The sequence below is a fragment of the Sedimentitalea sediminis genome, assembly GCF_042687825.1.
Lineage (GTDB): Bacteria > Pseudomonadota > Alphaproteobacteria > Rhodobacterales > Rhodobacteraceae > Sedimentitalea.
Map to the genome: position 1 here is coordinate 170990 of NZ_JBHUQE010000001.1, position 18048 is coordinate 189037.

19 protein-coding genes are annotated in these 18048 nt (G+C 62.2%); 2 read left to right on the forward strand and 17 right to left on the reverse strand.

Annotated elements, in window-relative coordinates; genetic code table 11:
• Positions 1–2 precede the first annotated feature (2 nt).
• From ACFMPD_RS00780 to dapD, 4 genes are all read right to left on the reverse strand, one after another.
• Positions 3–596 (reverse strand): TIGR04282 family arsenosugar biosynthesis glycosyltransferase, encoded by a 594-nt coding sequence (locus ACFMPD_RS00780; RefSeq protein ID WP_380990555.1) that lies wholly within the window; start codon positions 594–596, stop codon positions 3–5.
• An 8-nt stretch (positions 597–604) separates the two neighbouring features.
• Complete coding sequence (gene dapE, locus ACFMPD_RS00785; protein ID WP_380990558.1) at positions 605–1750, reverse strand: succinyl-diaminopimelate desuccinylase; 1146 nt, start codon at positions 1748–1750, stop codon at positions 605–607.
• Between the two features lie 99 nt (positions 1751–1849).
• Positions 1850–2203: a hypothetical protein gene (locus tag ACFMPD_RS00790; RefSeq protein WP_380990561.1), complete on the reverse strand. Its 354-nt coding sequence runs from the start codon at positions 2201–2203 to the stop codon at positions 1850–1852.
• On the reverse strand, positions 2196–3023 hold the full coding sequence (gene dapD, locus ACFMPD_RS00795) for a 2,3,4,5-tetrahydropyridine-2,6-dicarboxylate N-succinyltransferase (RefSeq protein ID WP_380991080.1): 828 nt from the start codon (positions 3021–3023) through the stop codon (positions 2196–2198). The genes ACFMPD_RS00790 and dapD overlap by 8 nt, the downstream gene beginning before the upstream one ends.
• 237 nt (positions 3024–3260) lie before the next feature.
• Here dapD and ACFMPD_RS00800 point away from each other — a divergent pair, with 237 nt between their 5' ends.
• Positions 3261–4103, forward strand: a complete 843-nt coding sequence (locus ACFMPD_RS00800) for an LOG family protein (protein WP_380990564.1) — start codon at positions 3261–3263, stop codon at positions 4101–4103.
• Between the two features lie 14 nt (positions 4104–4117).
• Here the strand turns inward: ACFMPD_RS00800 and ACFMPD_RS00805 are convergent, their stop codons facing one another.
• From ACFMPD_RS00805 to ACFMPD_RS00815, 3 genes are all read right to left on the reverse strand, one after another.
• The gene (locus ACFMPD_RS00805) at positions 4118–4855 is read right to left on the reverse strand and encodes a DsbA family protein (RefSeq protein WP_380990566.1); all 738 of its coding nucleotides are present in this window, start codon (positions 4853–4855) and stop codon (positions 4118–4120) included.
• Between the two features lie 27 nt (positions 4856–4882).
• Positions 4883–6058 (reverse strand): dual-specificity RNA methyltransferase RlmN, encoded by a 1176-nt coding sequence (gene rlmN / locus ACFMPD_RS00810; protein WP_380990568.1) that lies wholly within the window; start codon positions 6056–6058, stop codon positions 4883–4885.
• Between the two features lie 126 nt (positions 6059–6184).
• On the reverse strand, positions 6185–6715 hold the full coding sequence (locus ACFMPD_RS00815; RefSeq protein WP_380990570.1) for an invasion associated locus B family protein: 531 nt from the start codon (positions 6713–6715) through the stop codon (positions 6185–6187).
• Positions 6716–6904: 189 nt separating this feature from the next.
• On the opposite strand from ACFMPD_RS00815, the gene ACFMPD_RS00820 reads away from it, so the two are divergent.
• Entirely contained in the window at positions 6905–7882 is a 978-nt protein-coding gene (locus ACFMPD_RS00820) for an asparaginase (RefSeq protein ID WP_380990573.1), read from the forward strand.
• Between the two features lie 106 nt (positions 7883–7988).
• On the opposite strand, the gene ACFMPD_RS00825 is transcribed toward ACFMPD_RS00820, so the two are convergent.
• The 10 genes from ACFMPD_RS00825 to ACFMPD_RS00870 form a co-directional block, all read right to left on the reverse strand.
• On the reverse strand, positions 7989–8399 hold the full coding sequence (locus ACFMPD_RS00825) for a hypothetical protein (RefSeq protein WP_380990575.1): 411 nt from the start codon (positions 8397–8399) through the stop codon (positions 7989–7991).
• The gene (locus ACFMPD_RS00830) at positions 8399–9487 is read right to left on the reverse strand and encodes an EscU/YscU/HrcU family type III secretion system export apparatus switch protein (protein WP_380990577.1); all 1089 of its coding nucleotides are present in this window, start codon (positions 9485–9487) and stop codon (positions 8399–8401) included. The genes ACFMPD_RS00825 and ACFMPD_RS00830 overlap by 1 nt, the downstream gene beginning before the upstream one ends.
• A complete protein-coding gene (locus tag ACFMPD_RS00835) occupies positions 9484–10257 on the reverse strand; it encodes a flagellar biosynthetic protein FliR (protein ID WP_380990580.1) in 774 nt (257 codons plus the stop codon). Before ACFMPD_RS00835 ends, ACFMPD_RS00830 begins: the two co-directional genes overlap by 4 nt.
• Positions 10254–12335, reverse strand: a complete 2082-nt coding sequence (gene flhA / locus ACFMPD_RS00840) for a flagellar biosynthesis protein FlhA (RefSeq protein ID WP_380990583.1) — start codon at positions 12333–12335, stop codon at positions 10254–10256. The genes ACFMPD_RS00835 and flhA overlap by 4 nt, the downstream gene beginning before the upstream one ends.
• 11 nt (positions 12336–12346) lie before the next feature.
• The gene (locus ACFMPD_RS00845) at positions 12347–13066 is read right to left on the reverse strand and encodes a transglycosylase SLT domain-containing protein (RefSeq protein ID WP_380990586.1); all 720 of its coding nucleotides are present in this window, start codon (positions 13064–13066) and stop codon (positions 12347–12349) included.
• 213 nt (positions 13067–13279) lie between these two features.
• Positions 13280–15550 (reverse strand): hypothetical protein, encoded by a 2271-nt coding sequence (locus ACFMPD_RS00850; RefSeq protein ID WP_380990589.1) that lies wholly within the window; start codon positions 15548–15550, stop codon positions 13280–13282.
• A complete protein-coding gene (gene motA, locus ACFMPD_RS00855) occupies positions 15547–16416 on the reverse strand; it encodes a flagellar motor stator protein MotA (protein WP_380990592.1) in 870 nt (289 codons plus the stop codon). The genes ACFMPD_RS00850 and motA overlap by 4 nt, the downstream gene beginning before the upstream one ends.
• Positions 16417–16491: 75 nt before the next feature.
• The gene (locus ACFMPD_RS00860; protein WP_380990595.1) at positions 16492–17097 is read right to left on the reverse strand and encodes a MotE family protein; all 606 of its coding nucleotides are present in this window, start codon (positions 17095–17097) and stop codon (positions 16492–16494) included.
• Positions 17094–17531 carry a hypothetical protein gene (locus ACFMPD_RS00865; protein ID WP_380990597.1) on the reverse strand — a complete coding sequence of 146 codons (438 nt, stop codon included), beginning with the start codon at positions 17529–17531 and terminating at the stop codon, positions 17094–17096. Before ACFMPD_RS00865 ends, ACFMPD_RS00860 begins: the two co-directional genes overlap by 4 nt.
• 9 nt (positions 17532–17540) lie before the next feature.
• Complete coding sequence (locus ACFMPD_RS00870; protein ID WP_380991082.1) at positions 17541–18029, reverse strand: flagellar basal body-associated FliL family protein; 489 nt, start codon at positions 18027–18029, stop codon at positions 17541–17543.
• Between the last annotated feature and the right edge of the window lie 19 nt (positions 18030–18048).

Sequence of the window (18048 nt, forward strand, 5' to 3'; positions counted from 1 at the left end):
GGTTATGGCGCCGAGCGCAGATCGGACACGGTATCGACATCGCGCAACCGCTCGATCAGCGCCACGGACAGGTTCGGCAGTGTGGCCAGACTGTCGGTCAGAGCATGCGCGGTGGACCAGCGTACGCCCGCGAACAGGCCCGGCGGCGCGCGGCGCGGGTGTTTCAGCCCGACCAGCCAATAGCCGCCATCCTCGGCCGGGCCGAACACGGCCTCGTGCCGCCCCAGCGCTGTAAAGGCCCGGGCGATCTGCGCCCGGCCGACGCCCGGAATATCGGCCCCGATCACGCAGACCGGGCCGGACGGCACCGCCCGCATCGCCCGCAACATGCGCTGTCCGAGATCGCCGCGCCCCTGCGGCAGGCGCGCCGGGCCGGATGGCCAGACGCGGCTGCGCAGGCCTTCGGCGTCCGGCGAAACCGCCAGGACCAGATGCCAGCGTGGATCGTGCAGTCGCCGCAGCAAATCCAGACTGTGCAATCGGAACCACCGGGCCGCGGCCACCGCGCCGATATCGCGCGCCAGCCGGGTCTTGACCCGCCCGGGCCGGGGTTCCTTGAGCATGACAATGACGGTGCCCCGCCGCGCGTCGCGCATGGCCGGCCTCAGGCGAAATAATCGCGCAGGATGCGGGAATAAATGCTCTTGAGCTGGCCGATCTGCGCCACCTCGACCCGTTCGTCGATCTGATGCATGGTCTTGCCGACCAGCCCGAACTCGACCACCGGGCAATGATCCTTGACGAACCGCGCATCCGAGGTGCCGCCAGAGGTCGACAATTCGGGTTGCAGCCCGGTCTCGGCCGCAACCGCAGCGGCAACCAGGTCCGACAGCGGCCCCGGCGGGGTCACAAAACTTTCGCCCGAGACCTTGATTTGCATGTCGACTTCGACGCCGAACGCCTCGGCCACCGCGTCCGCCTCGGCGTGCAGCCAGTCGCCCAGCCCGGCGCTGGTGTGGCTGTCATTGAACCGGATGTTCACGGTCGCGCTGCATTGCGCCGGAATGACGTTGGTCGCCGGATTGCCGGTGTCGATCGTCACCACCGCCAGCGTCGAGGGATCGAAATGCGCCGTGCCTTCGTCCAGTTGATACGAGGCCAGACGGTCGAGCAGCCGCACCATTGCCGGCAGCGGGTTGCGGGCGCGATGCGGATAGGCCACGTGCCCCTGTTCGCCGGTCACGGTGAACCAGGCAGTCATTGAGCCGCGGCGCCCGATCTTGATCATCTCGCCCATATGGTCCGGGCAGGTCGGCTCACCCACCAGACAGACCGACATCGCCTCGCCCTCGGCCTGCATATAGTCCAGCAGCGCGGTGGTGCCGTCCGTGGCCTCGCCCTCTTCGTCGCCGGTGATGGTCAGGATGATCGCGCCGTCCGGCGGCGTGTCGCGCACAAAATCGATGGCGGCGGCAACAAAGGCGGCAACCCCGGATTTCATGTCGGTTGCACCCCGGCCATACAGAAACCCGTCTTTTTCCTCGGCGCCAAAGGGCGGCAGCGTCCACGCCGCCTCGTCCCCCGGCGGCACCACGTCGGTGTGACCGTTGAACCCGAAAGTGCGGCCGTGGCCCCGGGCGCCCCAACGGGCAAACAGGTTGCTGACCTTGCCGCGATCGACGTGCACGCATTCAAAGCCGGCATCGGTCAGGTCCCGCGCCAGCAAAGCCAGCGCCCCGCCCTCGTCCGGGGTGACCGAGGGACAGCGGATCAGGGCGCGGGTCAGGGCGACGGCATCGGTGGCGGGCATCGGGCATGGTCCTTGTCCAAGGCAGGAAAGAACATCAGATGTGCGACGAAATCCTCCCGATGCCAAGCCCCAAAGACCCGCCGCCTGCCGCGTCAAACGCTAGGTGGCGTCCGGCTCATCGCCAAAGAATGGCGTCATCTGGGCAACGATCACCGCATTTTCGGCCAGCGCGCGCTGCATCAGCGCCCGTTCCTCGGGATCGATCTGGTGACCCAGGGCTTCGCGCTCGGCCAGCGTGCCATAGCCGGTCACGTCCAGCGGCGCGGTATCGGCCTGTTTCAGGATCGCCACGGTCTCGCGTACCGCCTCGGCCTCGTCCACGCCGCTGGCGAAACAGATCAGCGCGGCGCCGCTGGCGCCCTCGGGCAACCCGTCACCGGCCTTGCGCCCGATCTGCACCAGCAGGGTATAGACCTGCTGGCGCGACGGTTTCTTTTTTGCCTTGTCAGTCACGCAACAGCTCGTTGACGCCGGTTTTCGACCGGGTCCGCGCATCGACCCGCTTGACGATCACCGCGCAGTACAGGCTGATATCGTTCTTGGTCGGCATCGAACCGGCAACCACCACCGAATAGGGCGGCACCTCGCCATACATGACTTCGCCGGTTTCGCGATCGACGATCTTGGTGGACTGGCCGATGAACACGCCCATGCCCAGAACCGAGCCCTCGCGCACGATACAGCCTTCGACCACCTCGGAGCGCGCGCCGATAAAGCAATTGTCCTCGATGATGGTGGGGCCGGCCTGCATCGGTTCCAGCACGCCGCCGATGCCGACACCGCCCGACAGGTGCACGTTCTTGCCGATCTGCGCGCAGGATCCGACCGTGGCCCAGGTGTCGACCATCGTGCCCTCGTCCACATGGGCGCCCAGATTGACAAAGGACGGCATCAGCACCACGCCCGGCGCGATATAGGCGGACTTGCGCACCACGCAGTTGGGCACCGCGCGAAAACCGGCGGCTTTCCACTGGTTGTCGCCCCAACCGGCGAATTTGCTGTCGACCTTGTCCCACCAGCCGCCGGCCTGCGGGCCGCCCGGCTGATGTTCCATGTCCTTGATGCGAAAGCCCAGCAGAACCGCCTTTTTCGCCCATTGGTTCACGTGCCAGCTGTTGTCGGCCTGTTTTTCCGCCACCCGCAGGCTGCCGCTGTCCAGCGCGTTCAAGGTGTCTTCGATGGCTTCGCGCTGCTCGCCGGTGGTTGCGGGCGTGATCGTATCGCGCGCCTCCCAGGCGGCTTCGATGGCGGCTTCCAGCTGGGCGTTGGACATGATGGCGGCTCCCTCTGCGGTCATGATGATTGCCCAGCGCTATAGAGCGCCCGCGGGGTCTGCACAATCCGGCTTGTAACCCGGCGTTCCGCCTACGGCGGGCCGGTGGCGGTCAAAACGCTGTAAAATCCGGCGTTAACTTCCAGTTTCCAGACGGCTGTTACACCAGCTTTACTGGCCATGCGGCGACGAACCCTATAGGGCTGGAACCGACACGCAAGCAGGGAACATCCGTTGATGAAGGAAGACCGCCTGAGCCCGTTTCGCGACGCCCATCTGGACCGCGATACCGCTGAACATGTGCCCTCGACGCCGCAGACGCGGTCGCCCGCCTATCGGCTGGCCTTTGCGGACAACGATTTCCTGTGCCGCGACGAGCTGCGGCCGGTCCGGCTGCAGCTGGAATTGCTTAAACCGCAGATGATGCTGGACGAGCACGGCATCGAAAGCACCATCGTGATGTTCGGCGGCGCGCGCATTCCCGATCCGGTCAACAAGGACAAGGCACGCACCAAGACCCTGGCGGATCTGGCCCGGTTCTATGACGTGGCGCGGGATTTTGCCCGGCTGATGACCGAGAAATCGCTTCAGAGCAATTGCCGCGAGAACGTCGTCGTCACCGGCGGCGGCCCCGGCGTCATGGAGGCCGGCAATCGCGGCGCGCAAGAGGCCGGCGGTGTTTCAATCGGCCTGAACATCGTGCTGCCGCACGAACAGGCACCCAACCTGTTCGTGACCCCCGAACTCAGCTTCAACTTTCACTATTTTGCGGTGCGCAAGATGCATTTCCTGATGCGCGCCCGGGCGATCTGCGTTTTTCCCGGCGGTTTTGGCACGCTGGACGAGATGTTCGAATCGCTGACGCTGATTCAGACCGGCCGGATGGAACGGGTGCCGTTCCTGCTGTTTGGCCGTGCGTTCTGGGAAAGCGTGATCAACTGGGAAACGCTGGCTGATGCCGGCACCATCTCGGAGGACGATCTGAACCTGTTCCGCTTTGTCGATAGCGCCGAAGAGGCCGTGCGGCTGATCGAAACCTGGGAAACGACAGAACCGCGCGCTACCATCCCCGGGCGCTGATCCGCCCGCTGCGGTCATCCTCCGGGCGCGCAGACCGCCCCGGACGCTTGCGCCTCAAGCGCGATCAGCCGGTCCAGCCGGTCCGGTTCGATGCGCCCAATCGACAGGCTGCGGCCCACCAGGATCGCCGGTGTGCCGGCGATGCCGAACACCGCGGCGACAGCCCGGGCCTGCTCGATCCGATGCGCGGTCTCAACGCTTTGGGCGTCATGCAGAAACCGCTGCGGATCCAGGCCGAAGCTTTCGGCCAGTCCGGTCAGGGCCGCCGGACCCGGGCGCAGGACGCCACGCATCAGGTGTTGGTGCACCGGCAGATATTGCCCCTGCCGGGCCGCGGCGATGGCGGCGCGCGCTGCATCCTCGGATCGCGGCCCCAGCACCGGCAGATCGTGCCAGGTGACGTCGATCGGCGCCCCCCGGTGCAGCAGGTCGATGACCATGCCGCTGAGAACCGGGCAATAGGGACAATTATAGTCGGTAAAAACGGCGACAGGAGTCCGCCCAGCGGGCCAGTCGGTCCGGCCAAACGCGGCCAGGCACGGATTGGCGACGACACCGTCGCGCAGGCGCGATTGCTGCGCGCTGGCAGGTTGCAGACCGGTCAGGATGAAGTCACCGCCCGATACCGTCCCGCTGGGCAGGCGCCGGAACCCTGGCAAACCGGCGATCGGTTCGAATGTCAGCGACCGCTTGCGCCATCGCAGCAGCGGTGGCACTGCGACGGCCGCTCCGATCGCTCCGAAGACGATCAACAGGTCCCGCCGCCGTGTCGGCACCGGTCAGAGCCCGGCCTCGGCCTCGATCTGGCGACGCGATTTCCGTGCCCGTTCCGTGGCCGATTTCAATTGTCCGCAGGCGGCCATGATATCCTCGCCGCGCGGGGTGCGAATCGGGCTGGCATAGCCGGCCTTGTAGATGATGTCGGCAAAGGCCCGGATGCGGTTGTTGGACGACCGCGTATACGGCGCACCCGGCCATTCGTTGAACGGGATCAGGTTGATCTTGGCCGGAATGCCCTCGATCAGCCTGATCAGACGGCGGGCATCGTCATCGGTATCGTTCACACCGTTCAACATCACATATTCAAAGGTGATGCGTTCGGAATTCGAAACCTTGGGATAGCTGCGCAGGGCATCCAGTAATTGCGCGATGTTCCAACGCTTGTTGATCGGCACCAGCCGGTCGCGCACCGCATCCGTGGTGGCGTGAAACGACACCGCCAGCTGACAGCCGATTTCCTCGGCGGTGCGGGCGATTTCCGGCACCACGCCGCTGGTCGACAGGGTGATCCGGCGCCGCGACAGCTGGATGCCCTCGGGATCCATCGCGATCTTCATCGCGTCGCGCACATTCTCGAAATTGTAGAGCGGCTCGCCCATGCCCATCAGCACGATATTGCTGAGCAGCCGTGTCTCGTCCTTGGGCGCGCCGATCTCGGGCCACTCGCCCAGATCGTCGCGGGCCATCATCACCTGACCGATGATTTCCGCCGCCGTCAGATTGCGCACCAGTTTCTGGGTGCCGGTGTGGCAGAACGAGCAGGTGAGCGTGCAGCCGACCTGGCTGGAAATGCACAAGGTGCCACGGCCTTCTTCAGGGATATAGACGACCTCGACCTCGTGACCGCCGGCGATGCGCACCAGGTATTTTCGGGTACCGTCGCTGCTGACCTGTTTGCTGACCACTTCGGGAATCTCGATCACGAAGGTCTCGGCCAGTTGCGCGCGATAGGCCTTGGCCAGATTGGTCATCTCGGCGAAATCGCGCACGCCCCACTGATAAATCCACTGCCAGATCTGACCGACCCGCATTTTCGCCTGTTTCTCCGGCGTGCCATGGGCGATCAGGACCTCGCGCATGGCCTCGCGCGTCAGGCCGACCAGATTGATCGGCCCGTCGGGCAGTTTGCGGGCGATGGTCTTCACGTCCTGGGTGATGGGCGCGCTGGCGGACATGGGCTTACCTTCGGGATAACTGATGCAATGTGTTCCTATATAGTAACGCGCCGCGTTTTCAAAAGAATTGTGGCCCCGCCGCATCTGCGACCGGACCACGAATTCGGGTATCTTTCGGCAGCCGGATCAGCCGTCGCAACGCTTTTCGGCATCCTCGACCGCCGCGGTGAAGCCCAGCAGCGAAAACGTGTCCTTGGTTTGCGTGCCCCGAGCTGATCGGGCCGTGATCGTGGCCTTGGCGCCGCGCTTCATTGCGGTGATGATCTTTGCATCATCCGCGGCGGTGGCCGGCCAGGCCCATTCGCCTTCGGCGAACAGTTCGAATTCATTGCCGGAGATGTCCAGGTTCACCGTTGAACCCGGCGCAAACGGATACCCGCCGGTAAAGGTCACCTGACCCTTGACCCCTGCGGCGGGACGATGGAACACGAACAACAGAATATCGCTGCGCCGTACCGCCACAACCCGGCCGTCGCGGGTGTTCACGGTCTCCTTGGGCGCGGACACGCTCCAGCATTCCTTGGGGTCGTTCTCGACGAACACGCTCCAGTCGGTCTTGGCCGCCACCCGGTTTGTGCTCTGTTGTTGTGCAGATGCCGTCGTGGCCAGCCCGACCAGACAGAAACCCGCCACCGCGCGGGCAATTTTCGTTCCCATTTGTCCAGCCTCCAGACTGTCCTTGACCTCAATAACCATAGGGGTGCGTGCGGTTCTTGCCAAACCGTCTGGCTGCGCGCCCCAACGCTTGCCGACACATACACACTATCGTAACTTGCACCACGTGCGAAAGACCGATTGGCAGGATTTCGCCAAGATGTGAGGCCCGTTTTGACCCAGCCCGTCGCAATGACCGAAATCTGGCGTGGTGATCTGCTGGAGAGCCTGCATCTCGGGCAGGCCGTGATTTGTGACGACACGGGCCAGATCGTGCGCGCATGGGGCGATCCCGATACGCTGATCTATCCGCGCTCGTCCTGCAAGATGGTGCAGGCGCTGCCGCTGATCACCTCGGGCGCGGCGGACAAATACGCTCTGAGCGACGCGCAACTGGCGTTGGCCTGCGCCTCGCATACCGGTGCGATGGTCCACACCGATCCGGTCCGGGCCTGGCTGCAGCAACTGGATATCGCGGAAACGGCACTGCGCTGCGGCCCTCAGGAGCCCGACGATCCGGAGGCCCGGAACGCGCTGATCCGGGCCCATGCCACGCCATGTCAGGTGCACAACAACTGTTCCGGCAAACATGCGGGATTCCTGACGCTGGCCGCGCATATGGGGGCCGGTCCCGAATATGTCCAGATCGACCATCCGGTTCAGCAGGCCTGTCTGAACGCATTCGAGGAAACCACCCGCCTGCCCAGCCCGACCTACGGCATCGACGGATGCTCGGCGCCGAATTTTGCCACGACCCTGCACGGGCTGGCGCGGGCAATGGCGTTTTTCGCTTCGGCCGCCGACCGGAGCGACCGGGTCAGCGCCGCCGCCGCCCGGCTGACCACCGCGATGATGCGCCATCCCGTGCTTGTCGCCGGCGAGGGGCGCGCCTGTAGCGAACTGATGCGCGCGATGCAGGAACGCGCGGCGATCAAGACCGGCGCCGAGGGCGTCTATGTCGCGATCCTTCCGGAAAGGCGTCTGGGCGTGGCACTGAAGATCGCCGACGGTGCAACCCGTGCCGCCGAATGCGCGATCGCGGCGATCCTGACCGGGTTGGGCGTGCTGCAGGGTGATCATCCGGCAACCCTGCGCTTTATGAACGCTCCGATCCTCAATCGGCGCGGCGCGAAGGTCGGGATGATCAGACCCGCCCCCGCCCTGCTTTGAGAAGGGCTGCCAGGTCTGCCCCCGGAACGCTGCGGCGCGTTGCACAGATCGGGCTGGCCTGAAACCGGCGCATCCGCGGTTGTATCCGGCTGTTCAGGACCATGTGCTATCGAAATTGCCTGTTTTGCAACAAGGCGTCAAACGCCCGCTTCTGGCGCTCGGCCTGCCGGTCCGCACGCAGCTTGTCATGCATGGCACTCACGGCGTTCTGGCGACCAAAGGCCTGCCGAACCTTGCTGATTGCGTTCAATTTACGCGCGATGACCTGTGCCAGTTCGATATTCAGCTGCTGCCGGCTTCGCGACAGCCAGGCCTGCCATACCAGATCGGCACCCACGGCCTGCATCGTCAGGCCATCCGCCATTTCCTGCCGCCCGGCCTCTTCCTGGGCCTGCAGCCGCGCCAATTCACCCCGCAGCCGCGCTTCTTCGTTCAGGATGTTCTTCACTTTCTGAAACTCGTTCAGATACACCGCTTCGGTGACCCGCGCCATCTGCGCCAACTTGTCCTGTTTCATCAGGCCTGCCCCTTGGCGCGCCTGCGCATCTGTTCTGCGAACCGGATGGCCGCAGCCACAGCCAGGTAGTGTTCCTCCAGAATTTCCTGACCCAGATCGACCGTCGCATGCAGCGCCCGCGCCGCCGGCGGATCGTGATGGATAGGCACGCCGGCGGATTGCGCCGATTTCCGAATGGCGGCGGCGATCTCGTCCACTCCCTTGGCGACGCAGACCGGCGCGGCGCCGGGCGACCGGCTCCACTTTAGCGCGACCGCGTAGTGCGTCGGATTGACGATCACCACATCCGCGCCGGGAACTTCGGACATCATCTGGTTCATCGCGATTTCCTGACCGCGCTGGCGCCGTTTCTGCTTGAGATGCGGATCGCCCTCGGCCTCTTTCGACTCGTCGGTGATCTCTTTGTGCGACATGCGGTTCTTGCGCAGATGTTCGTTATGTTGCCACACCGCGTCTATTCCGCCGATCACCGTCGCGATCAGCAGAACCAAAAACAGGAACTCGATGCTGAGACGCGCCAATTGAGCGGCCACCATCATCGGGTTCGAGCCGATCAGTGCGACGACGTCGGGCAACCGGGCGTTCAGGAACAGTCCCAGGCAGACCGAATACAGAACGAGCTTGGTGAAGCTTTTTGCAAATTCAAACAGACCGGATCGGCCGAACTTGTTCTTGGCATTGGAAATCAGCGAGATTCGCGACAGCTTTGGCTTGACCTTGGTCGGCGCCACGACAAAAGCACGCTGGGCCAGGATCGACAGCAGCACCGCAACGGCCGGCACCACGAACCAGGGCGCAAGCGATCCGGACAGTGCCAGGAGCAACCCGCCCACCGGCGCGCTGGCGGGGCCGGCAATCATCAGATCGGAAAACTGTTCAGGCTGATCCAGCAGAACCATCAGTGTGGTGCCCAGCTCGCTCACCGATTCGGCGCCCACCGACAGGGCAGCCAGCAGCAGGCCGGCATAGGCGGCTGCCACCGACAGATCCGTGGATTTCGCCACCTCGCCCTTTTCGCGCGCCTTCTGCAGCTTTTGCGGCGTGGCCTCGTGCGACTTTTCCGTGTCGTCCTGGGCACCGCCGCTCATCGTGCCGGAGCCATCGGGTCTTGCAGAAAGGCCACCAGAGCATCAGCCCAGATCGCCAGCATGAAGGGCGCACAGAGAAACAGCAGAAAAATACCGCCCATCGTGATCACAGGCGCGCCGACAAAGGCGACCATCAGTTGCGGCATCGCCCGGTTGATGACACCCAGAGTCAGATTGTAGATCACCGAGGTGACGACAAAAGGAGCCGCCAGCAGAAAGGCCAGCCCAAAGGCGTCGGCAATGCGAACCACACCCCAATTGGACAGGTCGCGCGCCTGCGGATACTCGCCGACAGGAAACAGCTGATAGGAATATATCAACAATTCTGCCGCCCGGACGTGGAGCCCGGACATCACTGCCAGGGCCAGACCGCCGACGACCAGAACATACCCCATCGCCGGGATCGGCTCGGCCGCCGCGCCGCCCAGGATCTGTGACAGTGACGTAGACTGAGCCGCCATCGAACCGGCCGTCTGCAGCGCCAGAACAAACAGCCGGATGCCAAGTCCTAGTGCCAGCCCGATGATTGCTTCGGTCACCGCCAGATTGCCGATCTGCAGCAGATTCGCGGGCGCCGGCTGCGCCGGGATTGCCGGCATGATGATCAGAGCAAACGCGATGGCGATCGCCAGTTTGATCCGCATCGGCACAGCCCGCTCGCCAAAAGCCGGCAGAACCGAAACCAGCGCCGAAACCCGGATAAAGACAATGAATCCGTGCCACAGGCCCAGGGACATGAGCGACAAAAGTTCTTGCGGCACGCCGATCATGCGGCCACCATCCCCACCAGGGCAGGGCGCGCTTCCAGTCCGATTTCCTCGAAAGACAGCACCGGATTGGGCAACCCGCGCGCCCGCAGAATGGTCTTCAGGAAACGCCGGCGACGGGTCGATGTCACCACGGCCGGGTACACCCCCTGGTTCGAGGTCTGGTTCAGCCGGTCCGAAACTCCGTCCGCCAGCTTGTTGAACAACTCGGGCGGCAGAGCGATGTCAAAAGCGCCCTGTTTCGTCTCGACCTGATAGGTCATGAACGTGTCTTCCCATTCCGGTGCCAGCTGCACCAGCGGAATGCTGCCGTCCTCGCGCTTCAGTTCGGCCACCAGCTGGAAACCCATGCGTTGGCGCACGATTTCGCAAATGCTTTCCGGCTGTGTCGTGGCCAGCCGTGCCTCGGCAATCGCTTCAAGAATCAGCGGCATGTTTCGGATCGACACACGCTCTTCCAGCAGCAGGCGCAGAACGCTGTGCAGGGTATCTATCGGCACCTTGTCGGGGATGAGTTCATCCAGCAGTTTCCGATTGGCCTCGGAACGCCCCGGGTCGGACAATTGTGTCATCTCGGACAACAGCCGGCGCAACGACTTCAGCGTCAGCAAGCGCGGAAAGTTCTGTTTGATCACTTCCAGCAGATGGGTCGCTAGAATTTCCGCCGGCGTCACGATTGTCGCGCCAACCAGCGCCGCAGTTTCTTGGTCTTTGGGCGAAATCCAGCGCGCCGGCGCGCCATAGACCGGTTCGGTCACGTCCTTGCCCATCGGCAGGGCCCCCTGGTCCTCGGGCATCAGCGCCAACACCAGATCCGGATGCAGCACACCGCGGACCTGTTCAACGCCCTGGATCCGGATAACATAGGTTCCGATCTGCAATTCCGGTTGGTCGGTCAGTCGGATATCCGGCAGGATTAGCCCGAACACCGTTGCCACATGGGTGCGCATATTGGCAATTCTCGTGTCCAGACCGGTCCCGGGATCGAGGATCATGCTGACCAGGTCTGGTGCGAATTCCAAGTGCACGTCGTCCAGATCAAGAACATCGCCCAGCGCCTTGCGCACCGGTTCCTGGACCTCCGCCTCGTCGGCGATTTCGGCAGCGGTGTCCGAGCGTTTCTTCATCTTGTATGCCGCGACACCCAGAACCGCGCCGCCCAGCATGAATGGTAGAAACGGCAATCCCGGAACCAGCCCGAACATCGCCATCAGAACCGCCACTGTTGCCAGTGCGGCCGGGTGCTTGCCCAGCTGATCGAACAGGGCCAGATCGGTAGCGCCCTGAGTTCCACCGCGCGCCAGCAACAGCGCCGACGCGATGGAGATGATCACGGCCGGAATCTGCGTCACCAGGCCGTCGCCCACGGTCAGAATCGCATAGGTCTCGAACGCAGCCCCGATGGGCATCTGGTGAACGACAACGCCCATGACCAGCCCAACGATCAGGTTGAGGAGGGTGATCAACAGACCGGCGACCGCATCTCCCTTGACAAATTTCGAGGCCCCGTCGAGCGACCCGAAAAACGTCGTTTCCTGCTGCTCCAGCTCGCGGCGCTCTTTGGCCTGACGGTGGTCGATGGCCCCCGCCGACATGTCGCTGTCGATGGCCAGCTGTTTGCCCGGCATCCCGTCCAGCGCGAACCTGGCGCCGACTTCGGCCATGCGCGCGGCCCCCTTGGTGATGACCATGAAATTCACGATCAGCAGAACGCCGAAAACCACAAGGCCCAGAAATACGCTGCCGCCCATGACGAATTGCGCAAAGCCTTCGATCACGTCGCCAGCAGCGTTCGGGCCGGTATGCCCTTGCCCGATGATCAGCTTTGTCGAGGACACGTTCAGCGACAGGCGCAACATCAATGATGCCAGCAGGATGGTCGGAAAGGCGGAAAAATCCAGCGGTCGCTCTATGAACAGTGTAACGGTGAAAATCAGGATTGCCAGGCCGAACGAGGCGGCAAGTCCGATGTCCAGTACCCATGCCGGCATCGGCAGGATCATCATCACGATCACGGCCATAAGCGCCAGAGCCAACAGAACTGTCGGGCTGAACAGGTCTTTCGCGGTGAATTTTGGCATGTTCGGCACCCTCAGTTCAAGACGACGAAGGCCGGCCCGCCGGCGGAATTCCGCGGCGCTACGGGCACCAGCGACCCCATCTGTGTCGCACCACGACCGAACAGCGGTGCCCGGGCAGCCGATCCAAGCAATCCGGCGCCACGCTCACGGCCTGTCCTCACGTCAGGCAGGGCCGCAATGTCCCGATCTGGGCTCAGCGTGCCGCGAACCTTGTCAAACCGCACCGCGTAGCTGCGTGCATAGGCCGGCGTTCGCGAGTGGTAGGCTCCGGCCGCAGCCGACCAATCGCCGAACTCCTGATAAAGTTCTCTCAGAAATCCAGCTGCATAGTTGGCGTTGATCATCGGATCGAACATCTCGTCTATGGACCGAAACGCCGCTCCGTGCCATTTGTAATTGACCTGGAAACAACCGACATCGAAACTGCGCGCACCGCGCTTGAAATGCTTGAAGACATATGCGCGCGCCGCATCTTCGGTTTCAAACCACTTTCCGGTTCCCTCCATGTTCACCGTCCAGGGCCAGGGCTCCAACCCATTGGCGCCGTTGCGCCCGGTTTCGACGCGGGAAATTGCCTTCAGAACGTCATAGGGCACGCCGCGATTCTGCGCGGCCGATCTGGCGGCATGGTCACACAGCTGCGCATTGTTGTCGTTTCTCGCGCTTGCACCTGCCATCGGGGCGGCCGCCAGAAACAGGCCAGACAAGCCGATGGCAAGGGTGATCGCCATGGTGATCTTTCCGGTGCAACCGGTCACTGGTGCACATACTGTTCTCTTTCGTGGCATTCTGCCCAATCCAAACCCTGTTTCTAGGTTGTTGCGACGTTAGATCGGGCGTGTTTATAATTGGTTATTGTGCGTCGGTGTTTCGCGAGGCACTGGCCCAAGCCCAAGACGCAGATTCTTATAAAGGTGGACCGCAAAGTTTTGCGGCAACGCGCGCTACTCTGCGCCCGGAACTGGTTCAGCCTGTTCCAGCAGGTCACCGATCTGCGCGCGCGCTGTCTGGCTGTTTTCCAGCAAGACCTGCGCTCTTGCCAATGGCGTCAACTCTTCCAGAACGGATGTGTTTTGCGTCAGTTCCAAAGACACTTTGGCCATACGATCATACGGGGACTCCGAACCCTCCCGCACCTCCTCCCAGGCTTCGCTAAGCCACAGGCTGCGTGATGCTTCATCCGTCAGATCGGTATCCAGCAGTACTTGCCCGGCTGATCGATACTCGCCGTTGCGCCGCAGTGCCTGTGCCCTGAGACGGGCGGCTTCGGGACCAGAAAGGCTCAACAGTTCCACAAGCGCCCGATGCGGTAGGTCCATCAACAGAGCCGCTTCGGCCCGCATGAGTTTACGATCTTGGGATGCCGGCTGCAAACCGCTGGTTGCAAGCAGTTCCGACGCCGGCTCCGCAAAACCCAGATCGAGCATTCGGCGAGCCAGTTTCTCCTCGAGGTCGCTGGGCATTGAAACGTGTGTTTTTTCCGCCTGCCAGAGCCCGAATTTGAGAAAGGTTACGTCATCTGCGTTTTCCGCCATCAGGTGCAGGACCGGCACCAATGCCCGGTGTTCGGCACCCGATCCGTCGTTCTGCCTAATGTGATCAAGTGTTTGAAACGCGGCATCGAACTGCCCTGTCATCGCTTGCGCAATCGCGTGGACCCGACGCAGATTTGGCCCCAGCTTTGAATTTCGATACTCGGAAGCATAGGCCGCAGCTAAAAGAGGGATATCATCCGCAACCGGCATCCGCTCGCGCCATTGAGTGTCGATCAGACCGACAAGCGCATCCGGAGAATGCCGCGATCCGGACTCGACAACTGCGGATATCTTTTCTACCGCAAGTTCGTGTTGACCACGTGATTGATCGATCTCAGCGGCGGCCAAGTCCTGTTCGGACCCGGTCTCGTCGTCTGAACGATCGATTGCCCTCAGGATCGCCGAGGCGGTCTCGACATCGTCCAAGCCGGTGAATATGCGGCTAAGCCGCGGACCCAACAACTCTCTCAGATTCCAAGGCAAGCGCGCAAAGGCCTGCAACACGGCCTGGGTATTCGCATCCCAAGCGTGATCCGGTTTCGACAAAACCGACCACATCGCAACGTCTTCCGCGCAGTTTTGTTGGCCGACAAAGGCCTTTTCACCATGTCCGGGCCAATCGTCTATGATGTCGGCAAGGCCGAACAGCACTTTGTTGTCCGCCTCGTGTTCCGGATCCAGCAAGAGAACCTCTCGCGCTTCGGCACCAAAACCGAAATGCAGATACGCCTTTGCCAGCGCGACGATGGCGTCGGAATTCGGGCGATCGAATTCGCCGAACAAGTCGGAACGCAGAACACCTATCTGATGAGCGAAATCGCCTTTGCCACCCCATTTGTGCAAGGCCACCATCCGGGAATCCAGACATTCCTCCTTGGGTGCCAGATGTGTCAGAGCCCCCGCAACCACGGACATGTCGCGGTCCATGACGGTCTCTGCGGACACGCTGATCGGCGGAAAGTCCTTCAATTCTGTTTCGGCGACACCAATCCCCACATTGCCGATCGGCTCGTTATCGGCTTCCCGTTGCGCGGTGGGCAGGCGTGGTACCAGCGGCGCCAACAACCCCTGATCGGCGGCTCTCCCGATCTGCTCCAGCAGGCGCTGCTCAGAGGCGTTTATGTCGATCTTCGGCGTATGAAGGTTCGGATTTTCAGCGGGTTCGGGATTGTTCTGTTTCGGTTTGCGTATTGCCTCTGCAAGGTTTCTGGTGACGGGAAGACGGAAAGCTTCGGCCTGTTTCGTGGCTGTCGCAATGCTGAAGCGATACGTGTTCTGGCCGATCTGTGGGAGCATGTAGGGCAAGACTGCAGGTTGCTCTACAGGGTCCGAAATGTCGATGACCAATAGCGCTCCGGAATGCCGGAACCCGACAACCTGACAGTCGCACCCCAAAATCAGATCGAGCGCTCCGCCCTGTTCTTTTTGCGTCAAGCCGGTCAGGCGGGTCTTGGGAATGCGGTCAAACGCCTGACTTGTGTCGAATTGAACTCCTGGCATCTGCAGGTTCAGGGCCGCCTGACCCTCGCCCTGCTCCAGGCTCCACTCGACGTTTTCGGGAACCTGCATCACCAACCGCGAGAACGTACCGTGCTCGCCAGATCGCACGACCACCGTCGGCGCCGCATATGCCCCGCCGGAAAGACCGAAGAGAAAAATTGCGACCAGCGTGCGAATCATGCCGCGTCCTGCTTGACGGCTTTCAGCGCTTCTTCAAGGTCCGAGAATTTCGGACGGCAATGCGCCGGCGTGTTCTGGCGTCCGACCTCGATACAGATTGCAGCCGCGTGATTGTGCAGGTTGGCGATCAGGACCTCGCGGATCAGCAAGTAGAAGTGGCTGTCCTCTTCGACCACTGTCTTGACCTTGGCCGCAAAAGGACCAACCAAACCGTAGGCCAGAAAAACCCCAAGAAACGTACCAACCAGAGCGCCGCCGATCAGTTTGCCCAGAACCTCGGGCGGCTGGTCGATCGATCCCATTGTCTTGATGACACCGAGAACAGCCGCGACGATGCCAAGGGCCGGCAACCCGTCGGCTACCGTCTGCAGCGCGTGACTGGAATGCAGGGCGTGATGCAGATTGACGTCCATGCGCTTGTCCAGCACCTCTTCGACCTGGTGCGGATCGTCGTAGTTCATCGCGGCCGAGCGCATCGTGTCACAGATCAGATTGACGGCTTCTCCGTCGGCCTGGATCTTTGGATATTTCGAGAAGACCGAAGAGTTTTCCGGATCCTCGATATGTTGCTCCACCTCGACCGGGTTCTGACGCGCGATGCGAATCAGGGCAAACAGCAGGCACAGCAGATCGCTATAGTCCTCGGGTTTCCACTTGGGACCCTTGAAAACCTTGCCGATATCCTTGGCCGTATGCTTGATCGCGGCCATGTCATTGCTGATCAGAAACGCGCCCAGTGCCGCGCCCCCGATCATGATCATTTCGAACGGCAGCGATTTCAGAATGATGGCCATTTTGCCGCCGGCCAACAGGTAACCGCCGAACACCATTCCGAATATGGTGACAATGCCGATGATGCCGATCATATTCCGACTCCATTCTGTATGGTTTTGGACAGTTTCGCCGGTTCGCCTTAACAAACATTGAGTCTGTCAGCGAAATTACTCCTTCGGGACGGATGCATTCCGTCCGGCCAGGACTACACTGATCGTGTAGGCCGCCATCGGGCTCAGACCAGCCATGATGCCGGCGGCGGCCTCGGGACGCATGCGCGCCAGAAATCCGGCCGCGAATTCCGGGTCCATCTCTTCGAAAAGGGCTGCTGACTGCTTCGGCTTCATTTTCTCGTAAACACTTGTCAGCCGCGTCAGATCTTCCTCCGATGCAACATCGGCAATCGCCAGGGTCGCCGTCAGTTGCTGTTCGGCCGCCTGCAGAGCTGCCAGGCGCTCGTTGATCGCGCGCTCGGCAATTTCCAGCGCCTTGAACCGATCTTCAATCTGCGTTTCCCGGATTTGCAAGGTCTCTTCGCGTTTCTGAAATGCCGCCAGCATGCTCTGCAATTCCGCCGGGGCGGGCGTACCGGGTATAGCAGTTTCCATGCGAGACTCCTCGGGTTGGTCCGGTTTTGGTGAATCCCGGGCAATTGCAGGTCCGGCCTGCAATCCGACCCGCAACGAGGCGGAACCTATCATCAGCAGGGAAATCACCAACAAGGCGCTGCCGCGTACACGGCGTTTTCGGCCGGCATCGGGTTTTCTGCTCATTGCGCCACTCCCGCCCGGGCGCGCCCGTGACGAACGAACATCGGTCCCGAGGGCGTAATGGCCGTATTGTCGCGGCCGTTCATCGCTTCGACAGGCTGCGCAGGTGCCGGATCGTCGCTTTGCTCTGCTTCCGAAACAGCCGGTTCCGCGTCGGGGATGTCGTGCAGAGATGCCATCATCAACTCCAGCCGAGCCGCCACAGTTTCCGCGCGGCCAGTCAGTTCCGTCAGAGCGGCATTGGACGAGTCAGAAGCGTCGCGTGCGGCGATCAGCGTCTTGCTCAAATCGTCGACCTGCGCCGACAGCACCGCAACGGCCCCACCGACGCCCTTTTCAAGATCGTTGAATCGCTTCAGCCGGCGGGCCAGAACGAAACAATAGAACCCGGCCCCCAAAGCGCCCGCGACCAACAGAATGTCTGCAATAAATTCCATGACCGTCTCCTAGTTCAACACAAATTCGATGATCAGCAGGTCGCGCACACGCCCTTTGCCGACCACCATCTGGACCCGACGCAGCATCTGCGCGCGCAACCGACTGAGGGCCAGAGAATCTTCCAGTTCGCGGACATCCAACGCTCGCAGATACCCGTTCAGCACATCCACCACCCGGGGCAGGATATGCTCGACATCCTGTTGATAGGCCGCTTCGACCTCCAATTGTCCTCGGAAACGCAGATGCTCGACATTCGACCCGCCCGAAATCGAGATCAGAATCGGTTCGATCTCGACAAAGGCCACATCCGGCAATGCCTCGACCTCACTGGCAGGAGCGGCGTGTTCCTCTTGGTCCGCGGATCCGCCAACCATTCCAGACGACACCGCATAAAACCCCCCAGCACCACCCAAAATGGCCAGCACAAGCCCCAGAATCAGGTGTATTTTTTTCGATTTTGCCGTTTCTACCGGCGCTTCGGCTACAGCATCGGTCATTACAATTCCTATCGCTTTG